Here is a 21,983-nt window from a genome sequence, read left to right on the forward strand (position 1 = left end):
CTTTAACCCCAAATTTTTGCAGAAACAAGAAATAGTTGTTCACAATTGCATATATCAATATGAACCGTGAGGACCGACTTTCGTTGCCGCTTGCACCGCCGGAAACGGCAGGCTCCCCAGCTCCCTGGCCTGCCTTGGCATCACTTGCCGCCGGCCTTGTCCGGGGCCTTGTCAGCGCTCTTGTCAGCGCCCTTCTCTGCCGTCTTGTCGTCGCTCTTGCCGGACTTGGCCGCGCCCTCCTTGCCCTTGTTCTCAGCGCGTGAGGCTTTGCCTTCCTTGGCGGCCGGTGCGGCGGCTCCCGCCTTGGCCTGGCCGTTGACGGTCAGGCCATTGGCGGACAACTTCACGGCCGCCTTGTCCTTGATGCCCTTGACGCGCTTCTCCAGATCGGCCCAGTCCTTGAAGGCACCGCCCTTCTGGCGCTCTTCCAGGATGCGTTTGGACATCGAGGGGCCGATGCCGCGCACCCCATCCAGGGCGGCCTGGTCGGCCTTGTTGACGTCCACCTCGGCCCAGGCCAGGGCGGTGGCGGCGAAGAAGCTGAGGATGAACAGCAGGGTTTTCTTCAACATGATGTGTCCTTTCGACTTTCAACGTTCGGTTGGAGGAAAAAACAAAGGGCAGTCCACCGGAAGATGGACTGCCCTTGCTCAACGAAAACCGAACCCGCCTGTTGACCGAAATTCCGCTAGAAACAGTCGTCAAATCAGACCGCCAGCAACTCCTCGCGCGTGACGGTGGCGGTGCCCAGCTTGCCGACCACGATGCCGCCGGCCCGGTTGGCCATGGTCACCGCATCGACCAGCGAGGCCCCTGCACCCAGCATCACGGCCAGCGTGCCGATGACGGTATCGCCGGCACCGGAGACGTCAAAGACTTCACGCGCCATGGTCGGGAAGTGCGTAACCTCGCCCTCGCGATACAGGCTCATGCCCTCTTCCGAGCGGGTCAGCAGCAGGGCTTCCAGTTTGAGCTCGGCGCGCAGCTTCTGGGCGCGCTCGGTGAGGTCTTCCTCGTTCTTCCATTGGCCGACGATGCGCACCAGTTCCGACTTGTTGGGCGTGAGCACGGAGGCCCCGGCATAGCGCGCGAAATCATCGCCCTTGGGATCGACCAGGATACGCTTGCCGAGCTTGCTGGCCGTCGCGATCATCTCGGCAACGTTGACCAGGCCGCCCTTGGCGTAATCGGAAAAGATGATCACATCGTAATCGGCCACCAGTGAATTGAATTGCGTGAGCTTGTCGCGCAACACCGTATCGGTAGGCGCTTCTTCAAAATCGATGCGCACCAGCTGCTGCTGGCGGCCGATCACGCGCAGCTTGACGATGGTGGAAATGCCAGGATCGCGGTTGAGATGGCTGCGAATGCCCATCTCGCCCAGCATGCTCTCCATCACGCGCGCCGGTTCATCGTCGCCGGTCACGCCCAGCAGCGCCGTCTGCGCACCCAGGCTGGCGGTATTGCGGGCCACGTTGGCGGCACCACCCAGGCGCTCTTCCTTGCGCTCCACGCGCACCACCGGTACCGGGGCTTCCGGCGAGATGCGATTGACTTCGCCGAACCAGTAGCGGTCCAGCATGACGTCGCCCACGATGAGGATGCGGGCGGAATCCCAGGCTGCCGCGATGTTCTTGTCCACGATCTTGTCCGTCTTCAGGTTCAGGGGCGCGGCAGCTTACTGCGCGCGGGCTTGCAGGGAACGGCCGATGCCGTAGTACTCGATGCCGCTGTCGGCCATCAGCTGCGGATCGAACAGGTTGCGGCCGTCGAAGATCACCGGATGGTTCAGCGCCGCCTTGACGCGTTCCAGATCGGGGCTGCGGAAAGCCTTCCATTCGGTGACGATGGCCAGTGCATCCGCACCCTGCAGGGTATCCATCGGGGAAGCCGCAAAGCGGATCTGCTGCAGACGGTCGGACTCATCGGCGAAGTCCAGTTCCAGCACGCGTGCAGCTTCCTTCATGGCGACCGGATCATAGACCGCCACGCTGGCACCACGGCGCACCAGTTCGCCGATCAGCACGCGCGAAGAGGCCTCGCGCATGTCGTCGGTATTGGGCTTGAAGGCCAGCCCCCAGATGGCGAAATGCTTGCCGGCGAGGTCTTCGCCGAAGCGCGTCACGACCTTCTTGCCCAGCACGTGTTTCTGCAGGTCGTTGACCTGCTCCACGGCCCGCAGGATCAGCAGCGACTGGTCATAGTCCCGCGCAGTGCGTTCCAGCGCCTGCACATCCTTGGGGAAGCAGGAGCCGCCATAGCCGCAGCCGGCGTACAGGAAACTGTGGCCGATGCGCGGATCGGAGCCGATGCCGTGGCGCACTGATTCGATGTCGGCACCGACGCGATCGGCCAGGTTGGCCAGTTCATTCATGAAGGAAATGCGCGTGGCCAGCATGGCATTGGCCGCATACTTGGTGAACTCGGCCGAGCGGACGTCCATCCAGTAGGTGCGTTCGTGATTGCGGTTGAAGGGTGCGTAGAGCTTCTTCATGAGGGTCTGCGCACGCAGGCCTTCGGCGGTCTGGTCATGGCCGATGACGATGCGGTCAGGACGCATGAAGTCTTCGACGGCCGCGCCTTCCTTCAGGAATTCCGGATTGGAGACGACCGAGAAGCTCAGTTCAGTCTTGCCACGCCCGGCCAGCTCCTCCCTGATTGCTGCCGTGACGCGGTCGGCAGTTCCGACCGGCACGGTGGACTTGTCGACCACGACCTTGAAACCTTCCATATGGCGGCCGATGTTGCGGGCCGCCGCCAGCACGTATTGCAGGTCGGCCGAACCATCTTCATCCGGCGGCGTGCCGACGGCGATGAACTGAATGTCACCATGGGCCACGCTGGCTGCCACATCGGTAGAGAAGTGCAGACGACCGGCAGCGCGGTTGCGGGCCACCACTTCTTCCAGGCCAGGTTCGTGGATGGGGATGCCGCCGTTGTTGAGGATGTCGACCTTGCGCTGGTCAACGTCCAGGCAGAACACGTCGTTACCCAGTTCGGCCAGGCAGGCGCCGGTCACCAGGCCTACGTAGCCGGTGCCGATGATGGTGATTTTCATGGTAGATCCAGAGTTCAAGTACGGCCCGCGAGGGCCTCAATTCATGACATTCAATTCTTCAGTGCGGCGCGGCGGGTACGTTTCCCACTGGCTGCAGCCCGGGCATTGCCAGTAGAACTGGCGCGCCTTGAAGCCGCAATGGCTGCACTGGTAGCGCGCCAGCTTCTGCGTATAGCCGTGCACCAGGGTCTTGACCACGGCCAGCTCGGGGCGCACGGTCTGGGGCGCGCTCATCATGCGCGCTTCCAGGAACTTGTCCAGGCCCAGCAGGGTCGGCGTACGGCGCAGTTCGTCGCTCACCAGCACATTGGCGGCATCGATGCCGTCGGCGTCCAGCACGGCCTTGAAGACCACTTCCAGCAGATCGATCGACGGGGCTTCCGCCAGGTAGGCGCGCAGCAGGTTGATGCCCTCCTGCGGGCGACCGACGGCGATGTAGCCATCCATCAGGCGCTGCGCCACCAGGGCGGTGTGCGGCACGCTCTGGTGCTCGACCCGACGCCAGGTTTCCAGCGCGCCTTCGATGTCGCCGCGCGCGCGCAGCGCATCGCCGATCAGCATGGTGGCGCGTACGCTCTTGCGGTCGGCGGCCAGGGCCTTGTCCAGCAGGGCCATGGCAGCATCGGTGTTGGTGCGCACCAGTTCATCAGCGGCCAACTCGCAGTAGAACTGGGCGATTTCGCGCTGGCGGCCGCCGGCACCCGTGGCTTGCAGGATTTCGGCGGCGGAGATGGCGCGCTCCCATTCCTTCTCGCGCTGGTAAATCTCCAGCAGGGCGCGGCCGGCCTGGGCGCTGTAAGGGGTGTCGATGAGCTTGTTGAAGGTTTCTTCAGCGCGGTCCAAGAGGCCCGCCTTCAGGTAATCCTGGCCCAGTTCATAGAGCGCATGGCCCTGGTGCTCGGCCGGCAGGTCGGGACGCGCCAGCAGGTTCTGGTGCACGCGGATGGCGCGCTCGGTCTCGCCGCGGCGGCGGAACAGGTTGCCCAGGGCGAAGTGCAGTTCCACCGTCTCGGGATCCAGCTTGACGATCTCGATGAAGGCGTCGATGGCCTTGTCGGGTTGCTCGTTCAGGAGGAAGTTGAGCCCCTTGAAGTAGCCGCGCGGCAGGGTGCGCGACTCGGACAGCAACTGGTTGATATCCACCCGCGCGGCAATCCACCCCAGGCCGAAGAAGACCGGGATGCCGAGCAACCACCAAAATTCAAATTCCATAAACAGTGAGGGGCAATTAGAGGATGTGCTGCGCGGTGATCACGCTGTCAGGCTGCGGCGGCTGGGCCTGCACCTGGGCGATCTCTTCCTGCTGCTTCTGGACTTGCGACAGGGCCTTCCTGTAGCGCGAGGCTTCGCGGCGGTGGCGCATCACCAGCGGCACCATGGCCAGCACGCCCAGGATCGCGCCGATCACGAAGAAGGCCAGCAGCACCAGTACCAGCGGGTCGGTGCGTTCATAACCGAGGAAGAAGTGCATGGTCACTTCCTGGGTATTGCGCAGGGCGAAGAAAAAGAAGAACACGAACAGGATGGCCGCGATCAATCGGGACAGTATTTTCATGGCGTAATCCTTTCTGGCGGGTCGTGGTTAGCCCGGAGGCCCGAAGGCCAAGCTCGCCGGCAAGCGATGCGCAACACCCATGACGATAAAGGCGATGCGCGAGGACGGTGCCGGTCCGCAGCATTATTGCGCTGGCCGGAAAAATCGCGCCGATTTCGCGCGCATTCCCGGTCAATCCAGGGTAAATCGGGATTGTACGTGAAAAAAAACGGCATCCAAAGATGCCGTTCATTTTGTTGATCAGCCTTTACACCCGTTCACCTAGCGGTGCGCGAGTGTGCAGCTTTCAACCATTGTTACTGCTCGCGGGCGCAGAAAACTTCATCTGCGCACCGCAAGAACTGCCTGGTCACAGGCCCAGCCGGGTCAATCCTCGCGAATTGGCTGGCCGACCATCGCATCGACGCGTTCGCGCAATTCCTTGCCCGGCTTGAAGTGGGGGACCCGTTTTTCAGGGACCATCACCTTGTCGCCGGACTTGGGATTGCGGCCGATACGCGGCGGACGGCGGTTGAGCGCGAAGCTGCCAAAGCCACGGATCTCGATGCGCTGGCCGGTCGCGAGCGCGTCGACCATGGCATCGAGGATGGTTTTGACCGCGTAATCCGCATCCTTGGCAACAAGTTGCGGATAACGCTCAGCCAGACGGGCGATCAGCTCCGACTTTGTCATCGTGACCGGAAGATCAGTTCTTGTTGTCGAGCTTGGCCTTCAGCAGCGCGCCCAGGCTGGTGGTGCCCGAAGCAGCGTTGGAGTCAGCCGACATCTTCTGCATGGCTTCCTGGGTCTCGGCGTTGTCCTTGGCCTTGATCGACAGCTGGATGCTGCGAGCCTTGCGGTCGATGTTGATGACCAGAGCTTCGACGGCGTCGCCAACCTTCAGGTGGGTACCGGCATCTTCCACGCGGTCGCGGGAGATTTCGGAAGCGCGCAGGTAGCCTTCGACTTCGTCGGTCAGCTGGATCACGGCGCCCTTGGGCTCAACCGACTTGACGGTACCGGTCACGATCGCACCCTTGTCGTTCAGGGCTGCGAAGTTGTTGAACGGGTCGCCTTCCAGTTGCTTCACGCCCAGGGAGACGCGCTCGCGTTCCACGTCGATGGCCAGCACAACGGCTTCCAGCTCGTCGCCCTTCTTGAACTTGCGCACGGCTTCTTCGCCGGCTTCGGTCCAGGACAGGTCGGACAGGTGCACCAGGCCGTCGATGTTGCCCGGCAGGCCGATGAACACGCCGAAGTCGGTGATCGACTTGATCGAACCCTTGACCTTGTCGCCCTTCTTGTGGCTCATGGCGAAGTCGTCCCACGGGTTCGGCTTGCACTGCTTCATGCCCAGGGAGATACGACGACGCTCTTCGTCGATTTCCAGAACCATGACTTCGACTTCGTCGCCCAGCTGGACAACCTTGTTCGGGGCCACGTTCTTGTTGGTCCAGTCCATTTCGGAGACGTGCACCAGGCCTTCGATGCCTTGTTCGACTTCCACGAATGCACCGTAGTCGGTCAGGTTGGTGACCTTGCCGAACAGGCGGGTGCCTTGCGGGTAGCGACGCGACAGACCGGTCCACGGATCGTCGCCCAGCTGCTTGACGCCCAGGGAGACGCGGTTCTTCTCTTGATCGTACTTGAGGACCTTGGCGGTGATCTCTTGGCCAACCGACAGCACTTCCGACGGGTGACGCACGCGACGCCATGCCAGGTCGGTGATGTGCAGCAGGCCGTCGATGCCACCCAGGTCAACGAACGCACCGTAGTCGGTGATGTTCTTGACGATACCGGTGACGACGGTGCCTTCCTTCAGGGTTTCCATCAGCTTGGCGCGCTCTTCGCCCATCGAGGCTTCGATCACGGCACGGCGCGACAGAACGACGTTGTTGCGCTTGCGGTCCAGCTTGATGACCTTGAATTCCAGGGTCTTGCCTTCGAACGGGGTGGTGTCCTTGACCGGACGGGTGTCGACCAGCGAACCCGGCAGGAAGGCACGGATGCCGTTGGTCAGAACGGTCAGGCCGCCCTTGACCTTGCCATTGACGGTACCGGTGACGATCTCGCCGGACTCCATCGCCTTTTCCAGCGAGAGCCACGATGCCAGACGCTTGGCCTTGTCGCGCGACAGGATGGTGTCGCCGAAACCGTTTTCCAGGGATTCGATCGCAACGGAGATGAAGTCGCCGACGTTGACTTCGACTTCGCCGTTGTCGTTCTTGAATTCTTCAACAGGGATGAATGCTTCGGACTTCAGGCCGGCGTTGACGATCACGAAGTTGTGATCCAGGCGCACGACTTCTGCCGAGATGACTTCACCCGAACGCATGTCCTGACGCGACAGCGATTCTTCGAACAGAGCAGCAAATTCGCTGGAGGTATCAACACCTGCAGCGATAACGGTAGTGGTAGACATAAAAGAAAGTAAGAAAGATTGGCCGGTATCCGTGTGATGCAATCAGACTGACTTGCACTGCCGTCTTCGTTGCCGCCGACGACATGGGTACTGGGTTAGGTTTATCAACACCCGTCAGACTTTGCATCTGCCGGGCACCAATGGCACTACGGGTACAACAAGGACTTGCCCATGATGGGTACTGAACGGGCCGTTTCAAGCGGATTGCAACGGATTTCAGTGCCCCAGGGCAGCGTACCAGCTGAGTACCTGCTGCACCGCTTCGTCAGCGGTCATGTCGGATGTATCCAGGTGATATGCACCCTCCGCAGCCTTCAAGGGGGCCGACGAGCGGTTCATGTCGCGTTCGTCGCGCTCCTTCAAATCTCTGGAGAGGTCTTCGATATTAGCAGAAAAACCCTTGTCAATCAATTGCTTATAGCGTCTTGTAGCGCGTGCTTCCACACTGGCGGTCAAAAACACCTTCAGACGGGCACCGGGGAAGATGACGGTGCCCATGTCGCGGCCGTCGGCCACCAGGCCGGGAGGTTTCCTGAATGACAACTGCAGGCCGTACAAGGCCTGGCGCACGGTGATCAGTGCCGCGATCTTGGAGGCGGTATTGCCGACCTCTTCGGCGCGGATGGCCTGGGTCACGTCTTCATTGGCCAGGAAGATGTGGCCGCCATCGAAATGACAGTGCAGGTGCTCGGCCGCCTTGGCCAGGGCGTGTTCGTCATCCAGGGCTACGCCGCGGCGCAGCACGGACAGCGCCGTCAGGCGGTACAGCGCGCCCGAATCCAGGTAATGGAAACCCAGTTGCCGCGCCACCTTCTGCGCCACGGTGCCCTTGCCGGAGGCGGTCGGGCCATCGATGGTGATGACCGGTATCTTTGCTTTTTCCATGGCCTGAACCCTTTATCTGTGAATAATTTAGTGCTTTTACTTTCAGAGACAGGGTGTATCAGATCAAGGTTTGCTCGGCAATCTTTTTGAAAACGTCAAAATAATCGGGGAAGGTCTTGGCCACGCACTTGGGGTCGTTGATGCGAATACGGTTGCCGCGCCGCAATGCACCATCCAGCGCCGCCAGCGAGAAGCACATGGCCATGCGATGGTCGTCATAGGTATCGATGGCGGCCGTACCGATCTCGGCCGGGGGGATCACCGTGAGGTAATCAGCGCCCTCTTCCACCTGCGCACCCAGCTTGCGCAACTCGGTCGCCATGGCCGAAAGACGGTCGGTTTCCTTGACGCGCCAGCTGGCGATGTTGCGCAGGGTGCTGGGGCCGTCGGCGTAGAGCGCCGCCACGGCGATGGTCATCGCTGCATCCGGAATGTGGTTGAAGTCGGCATCGATGGCCTTGAGCGGGCCATTGGAGGAGGCCTCGATCCAGTTCTCGCCCATGGTGATGGTCGCGCCCATCTGCTCCAGCGCTTCGACGAAGCGCACGTCGCCCTGGATGCTGTCGCGGCCCACGCCCTCGACCCGGATCGGGCCGCCGGTGATGGCACCGGCGGCCAGGAAGTAGGAGGCCGACGACGCATCGCCCTCGACGTGGATGCTGCCGGGGCTGCGGTAATGCTGGCCCGGCTTGACGGTGAACTGTTGCCAGCCGTCGCGCTCGACCTCGACGCCGAAGCGGCGCATCAGGTTCAGGGTGATCTCGATGTAAGGCTTGGAGATGAGTTCACCGACCACCTCGATCTGCATGGCCTCCTCACGCGCCATCAGGGGCGCGGCCATCAGCAAGGCCGTCAGGAACTGGCTGGAGACGTTGCCGCGCACCTTCATGCGCGCCGATGTCAGCTGGCCACGGCGGATATGCAGCGGCGGGTAGCCGGGATTGCCGGTGTACTCGATGCGCATGCCCACGGCATTCAAGGCATCCACCAGGTCGCCAATCGGCCGCTCGTGCATGCGCGGCACGCCATGCAGCGTGTAGTCGCCCCCCAGCACGGCCAGGGCCGCGGTCAGCGGACGGATGGCGGTACCGGCATTGCCCATGAAGAGATCAGCCTGGTGCACCGGCAGCACGCCGTTGACGCCATGGACGATGTAATCCTGGGTACCTTCGATCTGCTCCCACTTCACGCCCAGGGTCTGCAGGGCCATCAGCATGACCAGCGTATCGTCGGAGGCCAGCAGGTCGAAGATGCGGGTGGTGCCGCCCGAGAGCGCCGCCAGCAGCAGGATGCGGTTGGAGATGCTCTTGGAGCCCGGCAGCTTGACCGTGCCTTGCACGTGCGGGACCGGGTTCAGGTCGATATGGCGGGGGTAGGAAGGCTGTTTCATCTTGCTTGCTTTTCTGTGGATGATGCGGTGATGGAATCGGGCCGCCCAGGCGGCTTTGACGATGTGGCCAAGAAAGAATGTTCAGTTGGCCTTGCGCTCGGCCGCCTCGATGGCGGCCGCCCATTGCTGGCGGGCATGCTGGGCGTTGGCATAGATCTTTTCGAGGCCCGCGCCGTCGCTGTCGGCAATCATCGCGCGTATGCCCTGCAATTGCACCAGATAGGCATCGACCTCGGTGAGCAAGGCATCACGGTTGGCCAGCGTGATGTCGCGCCACATCTCGGGCGAGGAGGCAGCAATGCGGGTGAAATCGCGGAAACCGCTGGCGGCATACTGAAACAGGGTCCCGGCATGCGGCTTGGCGGCGATGTCATCCACCAGCGCAAAGGCCAGCACGTGCGGCAAATGGCTCACCGAAGCGAACACCGCATCATGTTCCTGCGGGGATAGGCGATGGATGATCGCACCACAGGCGCGCCAGGCGGCGGCCACGGTTTCGACATCGGACTCGCTGTTCTCGGGCAAGGCGGTGATGACCACTTTCTTGCCTTCATACAATTCGGCCAGCGCGGCTTCCGGACCATGTTTTTCACGGCCCGCAATCGGATGCGCCGGGACGAACTGCGCAATGCGCTCCCCCATCGCCTTGCGGGCGGCGGCCACCACATCGCTCTTGGTACTGCCGGCATCGGTGACGATGGCCCGGGCCTCCAGATGCGGCTTGATGGAAGCGAGGATGGCTTCGGTCTGCGCCACTGGCGCGGCCACCAGGATCAGATCGGCACCGGTAACGGCGGCGGCCGCATCGGTGGCAATGGCATCGATGATGCCCAGCTCGCGCGCACGCTCCAGGCTGGCCAGCGAGCGGCCCACGCCGACGATGTGCGCGGCCTGGCCGGCACGGCGCAGCGCCAGGGCGAACGAGCCGCCGATCAGGCCCACACCGAAGATGACGACTTTCTTGAACACGTTGAACTCAGCCTTGAAGAATGGCGGGACGGCAGGCGCTCACAGGCCCAGCGGATAGGAGCCCAGCAGCTTGAAGAAGGCGGCGTTCTGGCGCAGCTCTTCGAGCGCCTTGGCGACCTTCTCATCCTGCTCGTGGCCTTCGAGGTCGACGTAGAAATAATATTCCCACGCCCCCATGCGGGCCGGGCGCGACTCGAAGCGCGTCATAGACACGCCGTGCCGCGCCAGCGGTGCCAGCAGGTTGTAGACCGCACCGGCCTTGTTGGGCACCGACAGCACGATGGAAGTCTGGTCGCGCCCCGACGGTGCCGTGCGCAGGCGGCCGATCACCGCAAAGCGAGTGCGGTTGTGCGGATCGTCCTGGATGTGGGCGTTGACCGTCTGCAGGTTGTACTTCTGGCCCGCGATTTCACCGGCAATGGCCGCCACGCTCTTGTCTTCACCTGCCATGCGCGCGGCCTCGGCGTTGGAGGCCACCGCCTGGCGTTCGATGGCAGGATAGTTCTGATTGAGCCACGCATTGCACTGGGCGAGGGCCTGCGAATGCGCGCAGATGCGGGTGATGCCTTCCATGTTGCCGCTGGCGGTCATCAGGCTGTGATGCACAGGGATCGCCACTTCGCCGCTGATGGTCAGCGTGGTCTGCAGCAGCAGATCGAGCGTGCGGTTGATCACGCCTTCGGAGGAATTCTCGATGGGCACCACACCGAAATCGGCGGTACCGGCTTCGGCATCGCGGAACACTTCATCGATGGACACGCAGGGCAAGCCCTCGATGGCATGGCCGAACTGCTGGTACACGGCCTGTTCGCTGAAGGTGCCTTCGGGGCCGAGATAGGCCACCACCACACGCTTTTCCAGCGCGCGGCAGGCCGACATCACTTCACGGAAAATGGTCTGGATATCGGTGCCCAGCAAGGGCCCGGGATTGCGGTCGGCGGCGCGGCGCAGGACCTGCGCTTCGCGCTCGGGACGAAACACCGGGGCATTGGTCTCGGCCTTGACGTGGCCCACTTCCTGCGCGACACGGGCGCGCTGGTTCAGCAGGTCGAGGATCTGCGCATCGATGGCATCGATCTTCTGGCGCAGGGGCAGCAACTTGTCGTCACTCATCTTGCTCTTTCAGGTTCTGCACGGCGCACGGGCGCTACGAGCGGCCGGCGGCGCACCGGGCATGGCGTTGGCTTGGCGCACGGCCACGGCCAGCACTGCGCGGGCGATGATACGCCCGGCCAGATGCGGCGTCAGCCGTGCTGCTGTTCGAAGTCTTTCAGATAATCGACGAGAGCCTGTACGCCCTCGATCGGCATCGCGTTGTAAATCGATGCACGCATGCCGCCGACCGACTTGTGGCCTTTCAGCTGCAGCAGGCCGCGCTCTTTGGCGCCGGCCAGGAAAGTGTCATTGAGCGCATCGTCGCGCAGGAAGAACGGCACGTTCATGCGGGAACGGCAGTCCGCTGCGATCCGGTTGCTGTAGAAATCGGTGCTGTCCAGGTAGCCGTAGAGCAGCTCGGCCTTGGCGATGTTGCGCGCTTCCAGCGCGGCCACGCCACCCTGGCGCTTGATCCACTGGAACACCAGGCCGGCGATGTAGATCGCGTAGGTCGGCGGGGTGTTGTACATGGAATCGTTGTCGGCCACGATCTTCCAGTCGAAGGCCGAGGGACAGAACGGCAGCGCGTGACCCAGCAGGTCTTCGCGCACGATGACGATGGTCACGCCCGCCGGGCCGATGTTCTTCTGGGCACCACCATAGATGACGCCGTACTGCGAGACATCCACCTCGCGCGAGAGGATGTGCGAGGACATGTCGCCCACCAGCGGTGCGCCATCGGTATCGGCGGCGACCTCGGGCGTATATTGGTATTCGACGCCGTCGATGGTTTCGTTGCTGCAGATGTGCACGTAGGCGGCATTGCGCGAGAGCTTCCAGTCGGCACGTGCCGGGATGCTGGAAAACTTGTGATCAGCCGAGGAGGCTGCCACGTTCACGCTGCAGTAGCGCCCCGCTTCCTTGATCGACTTGGTCGACCAGGAACCGGTGTTGATGTAGTCGGCCACACCGGCTTCACGCTTGCCTGCCGGCGAACGCAGCGCCGCCAGGTTCATCGGGATGATGGCGTTCTCGGCAATGGCCCCGCCCTGCAGGAACAGTACCTTGTAGTTGGAAGGGATGTTCATCAGCGCGCGCACATCAGCCAGCGCGGCTTCGATGATGGACATGTATTCCTTGCCGCGATGGCTCATCTCCATGACCGACATGCCACTGCCATGCCAGTCCAGCATCTCGTCGGCTGCCTGTTGCAGCACTTCCTTGGGCAATACCGCCGGACCGGCGGAAAAGTTATAAACCATGTCTGCGTTCGCCATCAAAAAAGACGGCAGGCATGCGGCCCGCCGCCCTGGACTTGCTTTACTCGCCTGCGGCTGGTGCTTCGCCGCCGGCCGCCTCTGCGCCTTCGCCTTCGATCACGTCTTCCACATCGGACTCGACCACGCGCTGCAGGCCCGACAGCTTGGTGCCGTCTTCCACTGCGATCAGGGTCACACCCTGGGTCGCGCGGCCCATCTCGCGGATCTCCGAAACACGGGTGCGGATCAGCACGCCGCCGGTGGTGATGAGCATGATCTCATCGCTGGAATCGACCAGCGTGGCGGCCACGACCTTGCCGTTGCGCTCGCTGGTCTGGATGGCGATCATGCCCTTGGTGCCACGGCCGTGACGGGTGTACTCGGTGATCGGGGTACGCTTGCCGAAGCCGTTTTCGGTGGCGGTGAGCACGGACTGCTGTTCGTTCTCGGCCACCAGCAGGGCGATGACCTGCTGGGTTTCTTCCAGGTTCATGCCGCGCACGCCACGGGCGGTACGGCCCATCGGACGCACGTCGTTTTCATCGAAACGCACGGCCTTGCCGCCGTCGGAGAACAGCATCACGTCATGCGCGCCATCGGTCAGGGCGGCACCAATCAGGAAGTCGCCTTCGTCCAGGTCCACGGCGATGATGCCGGCCTTGCGCGGGTTGGAGAAGTCCGACAGCGGGGTCTTCTTGACCGTGCCCAGGCTGGTCGCCATGAAGACATAGCGGTCATCCGGGAAGCTGCGATTGGCACCCGACACCGGCAGGATCACCGTGATCTTCTCGCCATCCTGCAGCGGGAACATGTTGACGATGGGCTTGCCGCGCGAATTGCGCGAACCCTGCGGCACTTCCCAGACCTTCAGCCAGTACAGGCGGCCACGGTTGGAGAAGCACAGGATGTAGTCGTGCGTATTGGCGATGAAGAGCTGGTCGATCCAGTCGTCATCCTTGGTCGCCATGGCCTGCTTGCCGCGGCCGCCGCGCTTCTGCGCGCGGTATTCGGAGACCGGCTGCGACTTCATGTAGCCAGTGTGCGACAGCGTGACCACCATGTCCTGCGGGGTGATCAGGTCTTCGGTGGCCAGGTCGGTGGCGTTGTGCTCGATGGTGGAGCGGCGCTCGTCCTTGGCACCGATGCCGTAGTCGTTGCGGGCGGCGTTGAGTTCGTCGGTGATGATGGCGGTGACGCGGGCCGGCTTGGAGAGGATATCCAGCAGGTCGGCGATCTGCGCCATCACGTCTTTGTATTCATTGACGATCTTGTCCTGCTCCAGACCGGTCAGGCGTTGCAGACGCATCTGCAGGATTTCCTGCGCCTGTTCGTCGGAGAGCTTGTAGAGGCCGTCGGACTGGATGCCGTAATGGGCCGGCAGGCTTTCCGGACGGAAGGCGTCGATGCCGCCCGGATTGCCTTCGCCAGTGCGGGCCAGCATCTCGCGCACCATGGACGAATCCCAGGCGCGCGTCATCAGTTCTGCCTTGGCGATCGGCGGGGTCGGTGCGGCGCGGATGATGGCGATGAAGTCATCGATGTTGGCCAGTGCAACGGCCAGGCCTTCGAGCACGTGGCCGCGTTCGCGCGCCTTGCGCAGTTCGAACACGGTGCGGCGGGTGACCACTTCGCGACGGTGCGACAGGAAGCATTCCAGCAGTTGCTTCAGGTTCAAGAGGCGCGGCTGGCCATCGACCAGCGCCACCATGTTCATGCCGAAGGTGTCTTGCAGCTGGGTCTGCTTGTAGAGGTTGTTGAGCACCACTTCAGGCACTTCGCCGCGCTTGAGTTCGATGACCACGCGCATGCCCGACTTGTCGGATTCGTCGCGCAGGTCGGAGATGCCTTCGAGCTTCTTGTCGCGCACCAGCTCGGCGATGCGTTCCAGCAGTGCCTTCTTGTTGACCTGGTAGGGCAGCTCATCGACGATGATGGCGATACGGCCTTCGCGGCCATACTCTTCGAAGTGGGTCTTGGCGCGCATGACCACGCGGCCACGGCCGGTGCGGTAACCATCGCGCACGCCCGAGACGCCATAGATGATGCCGCCGGTCGGGAAGTCCGGTGCCGGGACCAGTTCGATCAGTTCATCGATGGTGCAGTGTTCATTGGCCAGCAGGTGCAGCGCGCCGTTGATCACTTCGGTGATGTTGTGCGGCGGGATGTTGGTGGCCATGCCCACGGCGATGCCGGAGGAGCCGTTGACCAGCAGGTTGGGGATTCGCGTCGGCAGGACCGAGGGTTCCTTTTCCTTGCCGTCGTAGTTGGGCACGAAATCGACGGTTTCCTTCTCGATATCGGCCAGCAATTCGTTGGAGATCTTGTCCAGGCGGCACTCGGTGTAACGCATCGCAGCAGCGCCGTCGCCGTCGATGGAACCGAAGTTGCCCTGGCCGTCGACCAGGGTGTAGCGCAGCGAGAAGTCCTGGGCCATGCGCACCAGGGTGTCGTAGATGGAGGCGTCGCCGTGCGGGTGGTATTTACCCATGACTTCACCGACCACGCGCGCGCACTTCACGAACGGGCGATTCCAGACGTTGTTCATCTCGTGCATCGCATACAGCACGCGGCGGTGCACCGGCTTCAAGCCATCGCGCACATCCGGCAGTGCCCGACCCACGATCACGCTCATGGCGTAATCGAGGTAACTCTTGCGCATCTCTTCTTCGAGGGAAATGGGGATGGTTTCTTTAGCGAATTGATCCATTGGAGAGTCGAAAGATGTTTCCCGGCCAGAAAATCGTGCCGGGCGGGCGTGGCCCTTGGACTGATCAGAACAGTGCATTCTAGCACGCCAGGAGGGTCAAAAGCCCGTCAAACGCCCTCAATGACCCTGCAACGGCATGCTTCGCCAGGACACCCGGCCCGGTGCAGGCCATCACCGCATGCGCCGCAAAGCTCCTCCCAGCGCCTGGGAGCGACGAAATGCCAGGTCCGAACGCCTATATATATTAGAGCGCCCGAACTCAGCGACCGGCATTGCCGCCCGGCATCGAATGTTTCTCCGCCGTGGATTGCTGTCAAATGACCAATTTGGGAAAATTTTCCGAAACTCACTTTCCCGGTGCACGCCATCAGGAGAATTCGGAGGGCCCGGGAATAGCGATGCTGCGGAGAAAATGGCAACTACTTGCCCGAGTGAAAATGCGCGAACTGTATGAAATATAAGGATTTTCTTTAAAAAATCCGGCTTTTTTCAGCCTTAAAGGAACAAAAACGGCCCGAAAATATCGCGTTGCGAAGAAACAACACAGTCCCAAAAACGTTGTCTGGACCAATTGGCAAGCATCGCTGAAGGTCAATCCGTGTGGCAGAATGGCGGCTAAGTTCATTACTAGCCCCATGGAACAAGGGCCTGTGACGACCTGAACACATGATATTATTCATTTTTTTGATGTCGTAATCTTGTAGCGCAGTTTATCTGCGGATATCTCACCCGAGAGGAGAAACATGAACAAATTAGCAAAACTCGTCTTCGCTGCTGCGTCCGCAGCCATCGCACTGTCTGCCACCGCTCAGGAAACCAAGGACATCAAGGTTCGTCCCGGCAGCCTGTACCTGCAAGATGGCCGTGACGTCGTGACCCGCAGCGGTTACGGTCTGTGCTGGCAAACCGCTTACGTGAACGGTCCGTGCGAAGAACCGCCCGCACCGGCTCCGGTTGCCGCTGCTGCTCCTGCTCCGGCTCCTGCTCCTGTCGCTGCCCCGACCTCGGAAAAGGTCACCTACGCTGCTGACGCCTTCTTCGATTTCGACAAGGCAACCCTGAAGCCGGCTGGCAAGGCCAAGCTGGATGAACTGGTTGGCAACCTGAAGGCGATCAACCTGGAAGTCATCATCGCCGTCGGCCACACCGACTCGATCGGCTCCGTCGCCTACAACCAGAAGCTGTCGGTTCGCCGTGCTGAGTCCGTCAAGGCCTACCTGGTCTCGAAGGGCGTTGAAGCCAACCGCGTCTACACCGAAGGCAAGGGCAAGTCGCAACCGGTCGCTGACAACAAGACCGCTGCTGGCCGCGCCAAGAACCGTCGCGTGGAAATCGAAGTTGTGGGTACCCGCAAGTAATCGATTGCCGCTACAAGGCTGTTATGAAAACCCCGCTTCGGCGGGGTTTTTTTATTCCTGTTTCATTTGCTGGTCATGCAGGCTTTTGCAAGCACTTGCCCCTTCATTGCGCCGCATCTTGACCTGGCGCAGGCTACCCGCTGCGTCGGATTGGGCTATCATTAGGCCCCATGAACACGACCAATGCGACCATGAACGCCGATCCCCAAGAGATCCAGAAATTCAGTGAACTGGCCCATCGCTGGTGGGACCCGGGTTCTGAATTCCGTCCCCTGCACGAAATCAACCCGCTGCGCCTGGAGTGGATCAACGCCCGCGCCCCGCTGGCCGGCAAGAAGGTGATCGACATCGGCTGCGGTGGCGGCATCCTGGCTGAATCGATGGCCAAGAAAGGGGCCGACGTCACCGGTATCGACCTCTCCGACAAGGCCCTGAAAGTGGCCGACCTGCACAGCATGGAATCCGGCGTGCAGGTGCGCTACGAAAAGATCGCCGCCGAAGACATGGCCGCGCGTGAAGCCGGCCAGTACGACGTCGTGACCTGCATGGAGATGCTGGAACACGTCCCCGATCCGGCTGCCATCGTGCGCGCTGCGGCCAGCCTGGCCAAGCCGGGCGGCAAGCTGTTCTTCTCCACGCTGAACCGCAACATGAAGTCCTACGTCATGGCCATCATCGGTGCCGAATACGTGCTGCGGCTGCTGCCCAAGGGCACGCATGACTATGCCAAGTTCATCACCCCGGCCGAGCTGGCGCACTACACGCGCGAAGCCGGTTTGCAGATCGATGGTTTCAAGGGCATGGGCTACAACCCGCTGACCAAGATCTATTCGCTCAACGACGACACCAGCGTGAACTACCTGGTGGCCTGTACCAAGCTGGGCTGAGCGGCCTCGCTCGCGCCTCGCCGGTTCGTTCCCCTCGCCGCAGCTGTCCGCTGCGGCGCTTTTCTTCCTGCCATCCTGAAGCCCATGCCACTCCGCCCTCCCCGCGCGATCCTGTTCGACCTCGACGGCACGCTCGCCGACACTGCTCCCGACCTGGCGGCCGCCGCCAACTACCTGCGCCAGCAAAGGGGCCTGGAAAATGCCCCCTATGAAAGTTTGCGTCCGGTCGCCTCGGCCGGTGCCCGCGGGCTCATCGGTGCAGCGCTGGGCATCCATCCGGGCGATGCGGAATATGAAGACTTGCGCGTACTTTTCCTGGACCGCTACCAGGCCAACATGACGACCCACAGCGGCCTCTTCGACGGCATCCCGGAACTGCTGGCGCAACTGGAAGCGCGCGGCATCGCCTGGGGTATCGTCACCAACAAGGCGGCACGCTTCACCGACGTGCTGGCCCCGCAGATCGGGCTGGGCCATGCCGGATGCATCGTCTCCGGCGACACCACCCCGCATCCCAAGCCGCATCCCACGCCATTGCTGGAAGCTGCCAAGCGCCTGGGACTACCTGCCGAGGATTGCTGGTATGTGGGCGACGACCTGCGCGACATCCAGGCCGGACGCGCCGCCAACATGCCGACCATTGCCGCTGCCTGGGGCTATTGCGGCCATACCGAACCGGCTGCGTGGCAGGCCGATGCGCTGCTGCATGCACCGCTGGACATCCTGACCCTGCTGGACTGATCCGCTTTCCCGCCTTTGCTGGCGCGCGCAAGGAAACTTGAGCGCGCCTTTTCCCTCCTAGCAGTGCCATGTCGCCTCGCATTAGAATGGCGACAACCCGGCGCACGCCGCAGCACCACACACCATCACAACCAGAACCGGCCACCTGCGCAGGCATCGCCCCAGGACGGACCGGCACCGACAAGGGAAACCGTCATGAGCAAGCCGGATCGCGCCTCACTCACCCAGCACCTCGCCTGGCAACGAATGAGACGCCCGCTGCGCTGGGCCGGCTGGACGCTGGCCGTCCTGCTGGTCCTGGCTGCGTTGAGCTGGGCCGCCCTGCCCGCGCTGGTGCGCAAGATCGCCGTCGACCAGACCCAGGCCCAGATCGGCCGCAAGCTGGAAATCGGCGAGATCGCCTTCAACCCCTTCAAGCTGGCCCTGCGCGCCTCCGACATCACACTCTATGAAGCCGATGGCACGCAGCCCTTCTTCAGCGCCAAGGGCTTGCTGGCCGACCTCTCGGCCGCCTCGCTGCTGCGCCTGGCACCGGTGCTGGACGAGATCAGGCTGACTACGCCGCAATTGCACGTGGTGCGGGTAGATGCCGAGGGCAGTGGCCATTACAACTTCTCCGACATCCTTGATCGCCTGGCCGCGCAGCCCAAGAGCGAAGGCCAGGCGCGCTTCTCGCTGGCCAACGTGCAACTGCAGGATGGACAGATCCGCTTCGAGGACAAGGTCAGCGGCAAGAACATCGACATCGCCGCGCTGCAAGTTGGCCTGCCCTTCATCTCCAACCTGCCCGGCAACATCGACAGCTTCGTGCAGCCGCAACTGTCGGCCACCATCAACGGTACACCGCTGCACCTGAAGGGCCGCAGCAAACCCTTCGCTTCGACGCAGGAATCGGCCTTCGCCATCGACATCGACCAGCTCGATCTGGTAGGCTACCTGCCCTTCGTCCCTGCCGAATTGCCGGTGCTGATCCAGAGCGCCAAGCTGAGCACCAAGCTGGATCTGGGTTTTACCCGCAAGGATGACAAGCCGACCGTCACCCTGGCAGGCGATGTGCGCCTGGATGACGTCGCTCTGCAGGACAAGACCCGCGCACCGTTGCTCAAAGCCAAGTCGGTAGCGCTGCAGGTGAAGCAATTTGACGTATTGGCCGCCAGCGGCGAACTGAACCAGCTCACGCTGGAGCAGCCGCAAGTCTGGGCCGGCATGAATGCGCGTGGCGAGATCAACTGGCAGCGTGCGCTGGCCGGTGGCGGCAGTGCCGGCGGCAAGAACAGCGCAGGTACCGCGAAGAAGGATGTCCCCGCTCCTGCGGCCAGCGCACCCCAGCCGGCGCCCCCCATCGTGCTGCAACAACTGACCGTGCGCGGCGGCGAAGTGAACTGGCGCGACGAAGCCAATGCGGCGCCTGCCCAATCGATCAAGCTGAGCAAGATCGACATCAACGCCACCCAGCTCTCTACCGCCGCTGATGCCAAGCCCGCGCACCTGACCCTGTCGGCGGTGGAAAACGGCCATGGCAAGCTGGCCTTCGACGGCCAGCTGCAGCCGCTCAAACCCGGCGTGGCAGGCAAGATCACGCTGGAGAACATCGACCTCGCCGGCTACCAGAATTACCTGTCACGCGCCCCCATCAGCGGCGTAGCCGGCAAACTCTCCGGGCAGACCACACTGCAGCTGCGTGACGGCCATCTCAAGCTCGACGACAGCAAGGTACAACTGGCCGACCTGCGCTTGACGCCCCCGGGCAAGGGCGCACAGCCGCTGGCGCTGGAATCGCTCTCGCTGCAGGCACCCACGCTCACCGATACGCTGGACCACGCCATTCCCTTCAAGCTGCAGGCGCGCTTCGACAAGAATGGCAGCGCCGATCTGGCCGGGCAGGCTGCAGCGCATTTCAGGAGCGTGGCGCTGGATCTGGAGGTGAAGGATCTGCCCATCACGCCCTTCCAGCACTATTTCACCGATGTGCTCAATGTCACCATCAGCAGCGGCCTGGCCAGCGCCAAGGGCAAGCTGGAGCTGACGCCCCCGCTGGACGATCGCAAGCTGGCGCTGGATTACAAGGGCAGCGCCGCCATCACCAACCTGCGCATGCAGGACAAGCAGACCTCCACCGACTTCCTGCGCTGGCGTACGCTGGAACTGGCCGGCATCCAGGCCAAGCTGGGCGGACGTCCGCAAGTGGCGCTGGAGAAGGTGACGCTGTCCAACTTCTACGCCCGCGCCATCCTCTCCGACAAGGGCCGCCTGAACTTGCAGGACATCGTGGTGGCTGATGCGCAGGAACAGGGCTCGATCACGGACGACAGCAAGAAAACCGACAAGCCTGCCAACACGGGAAGCTCGCGCAAGACCGTGTCCGCCACCCCGGTCACGCCGGCGACCGCGCCCGCCGATGCGCCCATCGTGCGAGTCGGCCAGGTGGTGCTGGCAGGCGGCAACATCAACTACACCGACAACTTCGTCAAACCCAACTACACCGCCAACATGACGGGACTGTCCGGCAGCATCGGGCAGATCTCTTCGGAGAAACCGCAACCGGCACCGGTCAACATCAGCGGCAAGATCGACAATGATGCCCCCCTGCAGATCTCGGGCTCGCTCAATCCGCTCTTCAAGCCCATGTACCTGGATCTCAAGGCCAGCGCCAACGGTGTGCAGCTGCCGCGCCTGACGCCCTACTCGGCCAAGTACGCCGGTTATCCGATCACCAAGGGCAAGCTCTCGATGGATGTGCAATACAAGATCGAGAACGACAAGCTGGTGGCCCAGAACGATTTGCGCATTGAACAGCTGAGCTTCGGCGAACGCGTGGACAGCCCGGATGCCACCAATCTGCCGGTGATGCTGGCGGTGTCGCTGCTGAAGGACCGCGATGGCAACATCAACCTGAACCTGCCGATCTCCGGCTCGCTGTCGGATCCGGAGTTTTCGGTCGGCGGCATCATCGTGCGGGTGTTCGTGAACCTGATCGTCAAGGCCGTCACCTCGCCCTTCGCGCTGATCGGGTCGATGTTCCGTGCGGACGAGCATATTGGCGAGCTGCGCTACATCGAGTTCTCGCCGGGCTCCTCGGAAGTCACCGACGAGGTGCGCAAGAAACTGGATGCGCTGGGTTACGCGCTGCATGAGCGTCCGGGCATCAAGCTCGACATCACCGGTCGCGTCGATCCCCAGGTCGATGACCAGGGCCTGCGCCGCGAAGCGCTGGAACGTGCCATGCGCAGCCTCAAGCGTGCCGACCTGATCGCCAAGGAAGGCCAGCCGGACGGCCCGGTGCGCGTGAGCGCGGCCGAGCGCGCCAAGTACCTGGAGCGCGTCTACAAGGATGCCAAGTTCGACAAGCCGCGCAACATGATCGGCTTGAGCAAGAGCCTGCCCGAAGCCGAGATGGAAAAGCTGATCCTCGAGCACACCGAAGTGACCAAGGATGACTTGCGCAACCTGGCCCAGCGCCGGGCCGACCAGGTGCGAAATTATTTGCAGGAACAGAGCGTGATCGATCCGGCGCGCATCTTCCTGATCGCACCCAAGCTGGATGGCGCGGGCATTCCTGAAAAGGAACCGAAGGCGCGGGTCGAGCTGACCATCCAGTGAGCAGGCGATGCGCCAGCGGGCGGCGCGGCTCTTGAAAAGCCATGCGCTGCCCATAGAGTAGGGAGTAGGTTATAATTC

Annotated in this window: 17 protein-coding genes; 4 read left to right on the forward strand and 13 right to left on the reverse strand. The window is 62.5% G+C overall.

Features of this window, described 5'->3' with window-relative positions; genetic code table 11:
* Window positions 1-140: 140 nt before the first annotated feature.
* The 13 genes from JOD78_RS20345 to gyrA all read right to left on the reverse strand — a co-directional run bounded on the left by JOD78_RS20345 (window position 141) and on the right by gyrA (window position 15,319).
* On the reverse strand, window positions 141-572 hold the full coding sequence (locus JOD78_RS20345) for a helix-hairpin-helix domain-containing protein (RefSeq protein ID WP_134136668.1): 432 nt from the start codon (window positions 570-572) through the stop codon (window positions 141-143).
* Between the two features lie 134 nt (window positions 573-706).
* Window positions 707-1,642, reverse strand: a complete 936-nt coding sequence (rfaE1, locus tag JOD78_RS20350; protein ID WP_134136666.1) for a D-glycero-beta-D-manno-heptose-7-phosphate kinase — start codon at window positions 1,640-1,642, stop codon at window positions 707-709.
* Between the two features lie 36 nt (window positions 1,643-1,678).
* A complete protein-coding gene (locus JOD78_RS20355; protein WP_134136665.1) occupies window positions 1,679-3,058 on the reverse strand; it encodes a UDP-glucose/GDP-mannose dehydrogenase family protein in 1,380 nt (459 codons plus the stop codon).
* 36 nt (window positions 3,059-3,094) lie between these two features.
* Window positions 3,095-4,270 carry a lipopolysaccharide assembly protein LapB gene (lapB, locus tag JOD78_RS20360; RefSeq protein WP_034332765.1) on the reverse strand — a complete coding sequence of 392 codons (1,176 nt, stop codon included), beginning with the start codon at window positions 4,268-4,270 and terminating at the stop codon, window positions 3,095-3,097.
* A 16-nt stretch (window positions 4,271-4,286) separates the two neighbouring features.
* Window positions 4,287-4,613 carry a LapA family protein gene (locus JOD78_RS20365; protein WP_034332766.1) on the reverse strand — a complete coding sequence of 109 codons (327 nt, stop codon included), beginning with the start codon at window positions 4,611-4,613 and terminating at the stop codon, window positions 4,287-4,289.
* 366 nt (window positions 4,614-4,979) lie between these two features.
* Complete coding sequence (locus JOD78_RS20370; protein ID WP_006462119.1) at window positions 4,980-5,285, reverse strand: integration host factor subunit beta; 306 nt, start codon at window positions 5,283-5,285, stop codon at window positions 4,980-4,982.
* A 13-nt stretch (window positions 5,286-5,298) separates the two neighbouring features.
* The gene (rpsA, locus tag JOD78_RS20375) at window positions 5,299-7,014 is read right to left on the reverse strand and encodes a 30S ribosomal protein S1 (protein ID WP_008331552.1); all 1,716 of its coding nucleotides are present in this window, start codon (window positions 7,012-7,014) and stop codon (window positions 5,299-5,301) included.
* A 216-nt stretch (window positions 7,015-7,230) separates the two neighbouring features.
* Complete coding sequence (gene cmk, locus JOD78_RS20380; protein ID WP_034332767.1) at window positions 7,231-7,899, reverse strand: (d)CMP kinase; 669 nt, start codon at window positions 7,897-7,899, stop codon at window positions 7,231-7,233.
* Window positions 7,900-7,957: 58 nt separating this feature from the next.
* Window positions 7,958-9,289, reverse strand: coding sequence for a 3-phosphoshikimate 1-carboxyvinyltransferase (aroA, locus tag JOD78_RS28070; RefSeq protein WP_034332768.1), 1,332 nt, complete (start codon window positions 9,287-9,289; stop codon window positions 7,958-7,960).
* An 81-nt stretch (window positions 9,290-9,370) separates the two neighbouring features.
* The gene (locus tag JOD78_RS28075) at window positions 9,371-10,258 is read right to left on the reverse strand and encodes a prephenate dehydrogenase/arogenate dehydrogenase family protein (RefSeq protein ID WP_134136662.1); all 888 of its coding nucleotides are present in this window, start codon (window positions 10,256-10,258) and stop codon (window positions 9,371-9,373) included.
* A gap of 39 nt (window positions 10,259-10,297) precedes the next feature.
* Window positions 10,298-11,371, reverse strand: coding sequence for a prephenate dehydratase (gene pheA / locus JOD78_RS20390; RefSeq protein WP_121043536.1), 1,074 nt, complete (start codon window positions 11,369-11,371; stop codon window positions 10,298-10,300).
* Window positions 11,372-11,502: 131 nt separating this feature from the next.
* On the reverse strand, window positions 11,503-12,615 hold the full coding sequence (gene serC, locus JOD78_RS20395) for a 3-phosphoserine/phosphohydroxythreonine transaminase (RefSeq protein ID WP_209567495.1): 1,113 nt from the start codon (window positions 12,613-12,615) through the stop codon (window positions 11,503-11,505).
* Window positions 12,616-12,673: 58 nt separating this feature from the next.
* Window positions 12,674-15,319, reverse strand: coding sequence for a DNA gyrase subunit A (gene gyrA, locus JOD78_RS20400; RefSeq protein WP_121043542.1), 2,646 nt, complete (start codon window positions 15,317-15,319; stop codon window positions 12,674-12,676).
* A 743-nt stretch (window positions 15,320-16,062) separates the two neighbouring features.
* On the opposite strand from gyrA, the gene ompA reads away from it, so the two are divergent.
* The 4 genes from ompA (at window position 16,063) to JOD78_RS20420 (ending at window position 21,905) form a co-directional block, all read left to right on the forward strand.
* The gene (gene ompA, locus JOD78_RS20405) at window positions 16,063-16,677 is read left to right on the forward strand and encodes an outer membrane protein OmpA (RefSeq protein WP_006462111.1); all 615 of its coding nucleotides are present in this window, start codon (window positions 16,063-16,065) and stop codon (window positions 16,675-16,677) included.
* A 170-nt stretch (window positions 16,678-16,847) separates the two neighbouring features.
* A complete protein-coding gene (gene ubiG / locus JOD78_RS20410; protein WP_121043546.1) occupies window positions 16,848-17,564 on the forward strand; it encodes a bifunctional 2-polyprenyl-6-hydroxyphenol methylase/3-demethylubiquinol 3-O-methyltransferase UbiG in 717 nt (238 codons plus the stop codon).
* An 84-nt stretch (window positions 17,565-17,648) separates the two neighbouring features.
* Window positions 17,649-18,305 carry an HAD-IA family hydrolase gene (locus JOD78_RS20415; RefSeq protein ID WP_209567497.1) on the forward strand — a complete coding sequence of 219 codons (657 nt, stop codon included), beginning with the start codon at window positions 17,649-17,651 and terminating at the stop codon, window positions 18,303-18,305.
* Window positions 18,306-18,500: 195 nt separating this feature from the next.
* On the forward strand, window positions 18,501-21,905 hold the full coding sequence (locus tag JOD78_RS20420; protein WP_209567499.1) for a DUF748 domain-containing protein: 3,405 nt from the start codon (window positions 18,501-18,503) through the stop codon (window positions 21,903-21,905).
* Window positions 21,906-21,983 lie beyond the last annotated feature (78 nt).

Origin of the sequence: Herbaspirillum sp. 1130, assembly GCF_017833835.1 — a bacterium.
Classification (GTDB): Bacteria; Pseudomonadota; Gammaproteobacteria; order Burkholderiales; family Burkholderiaceae_D; genus Herbaspirillum; species Herbaspirillum huttiense.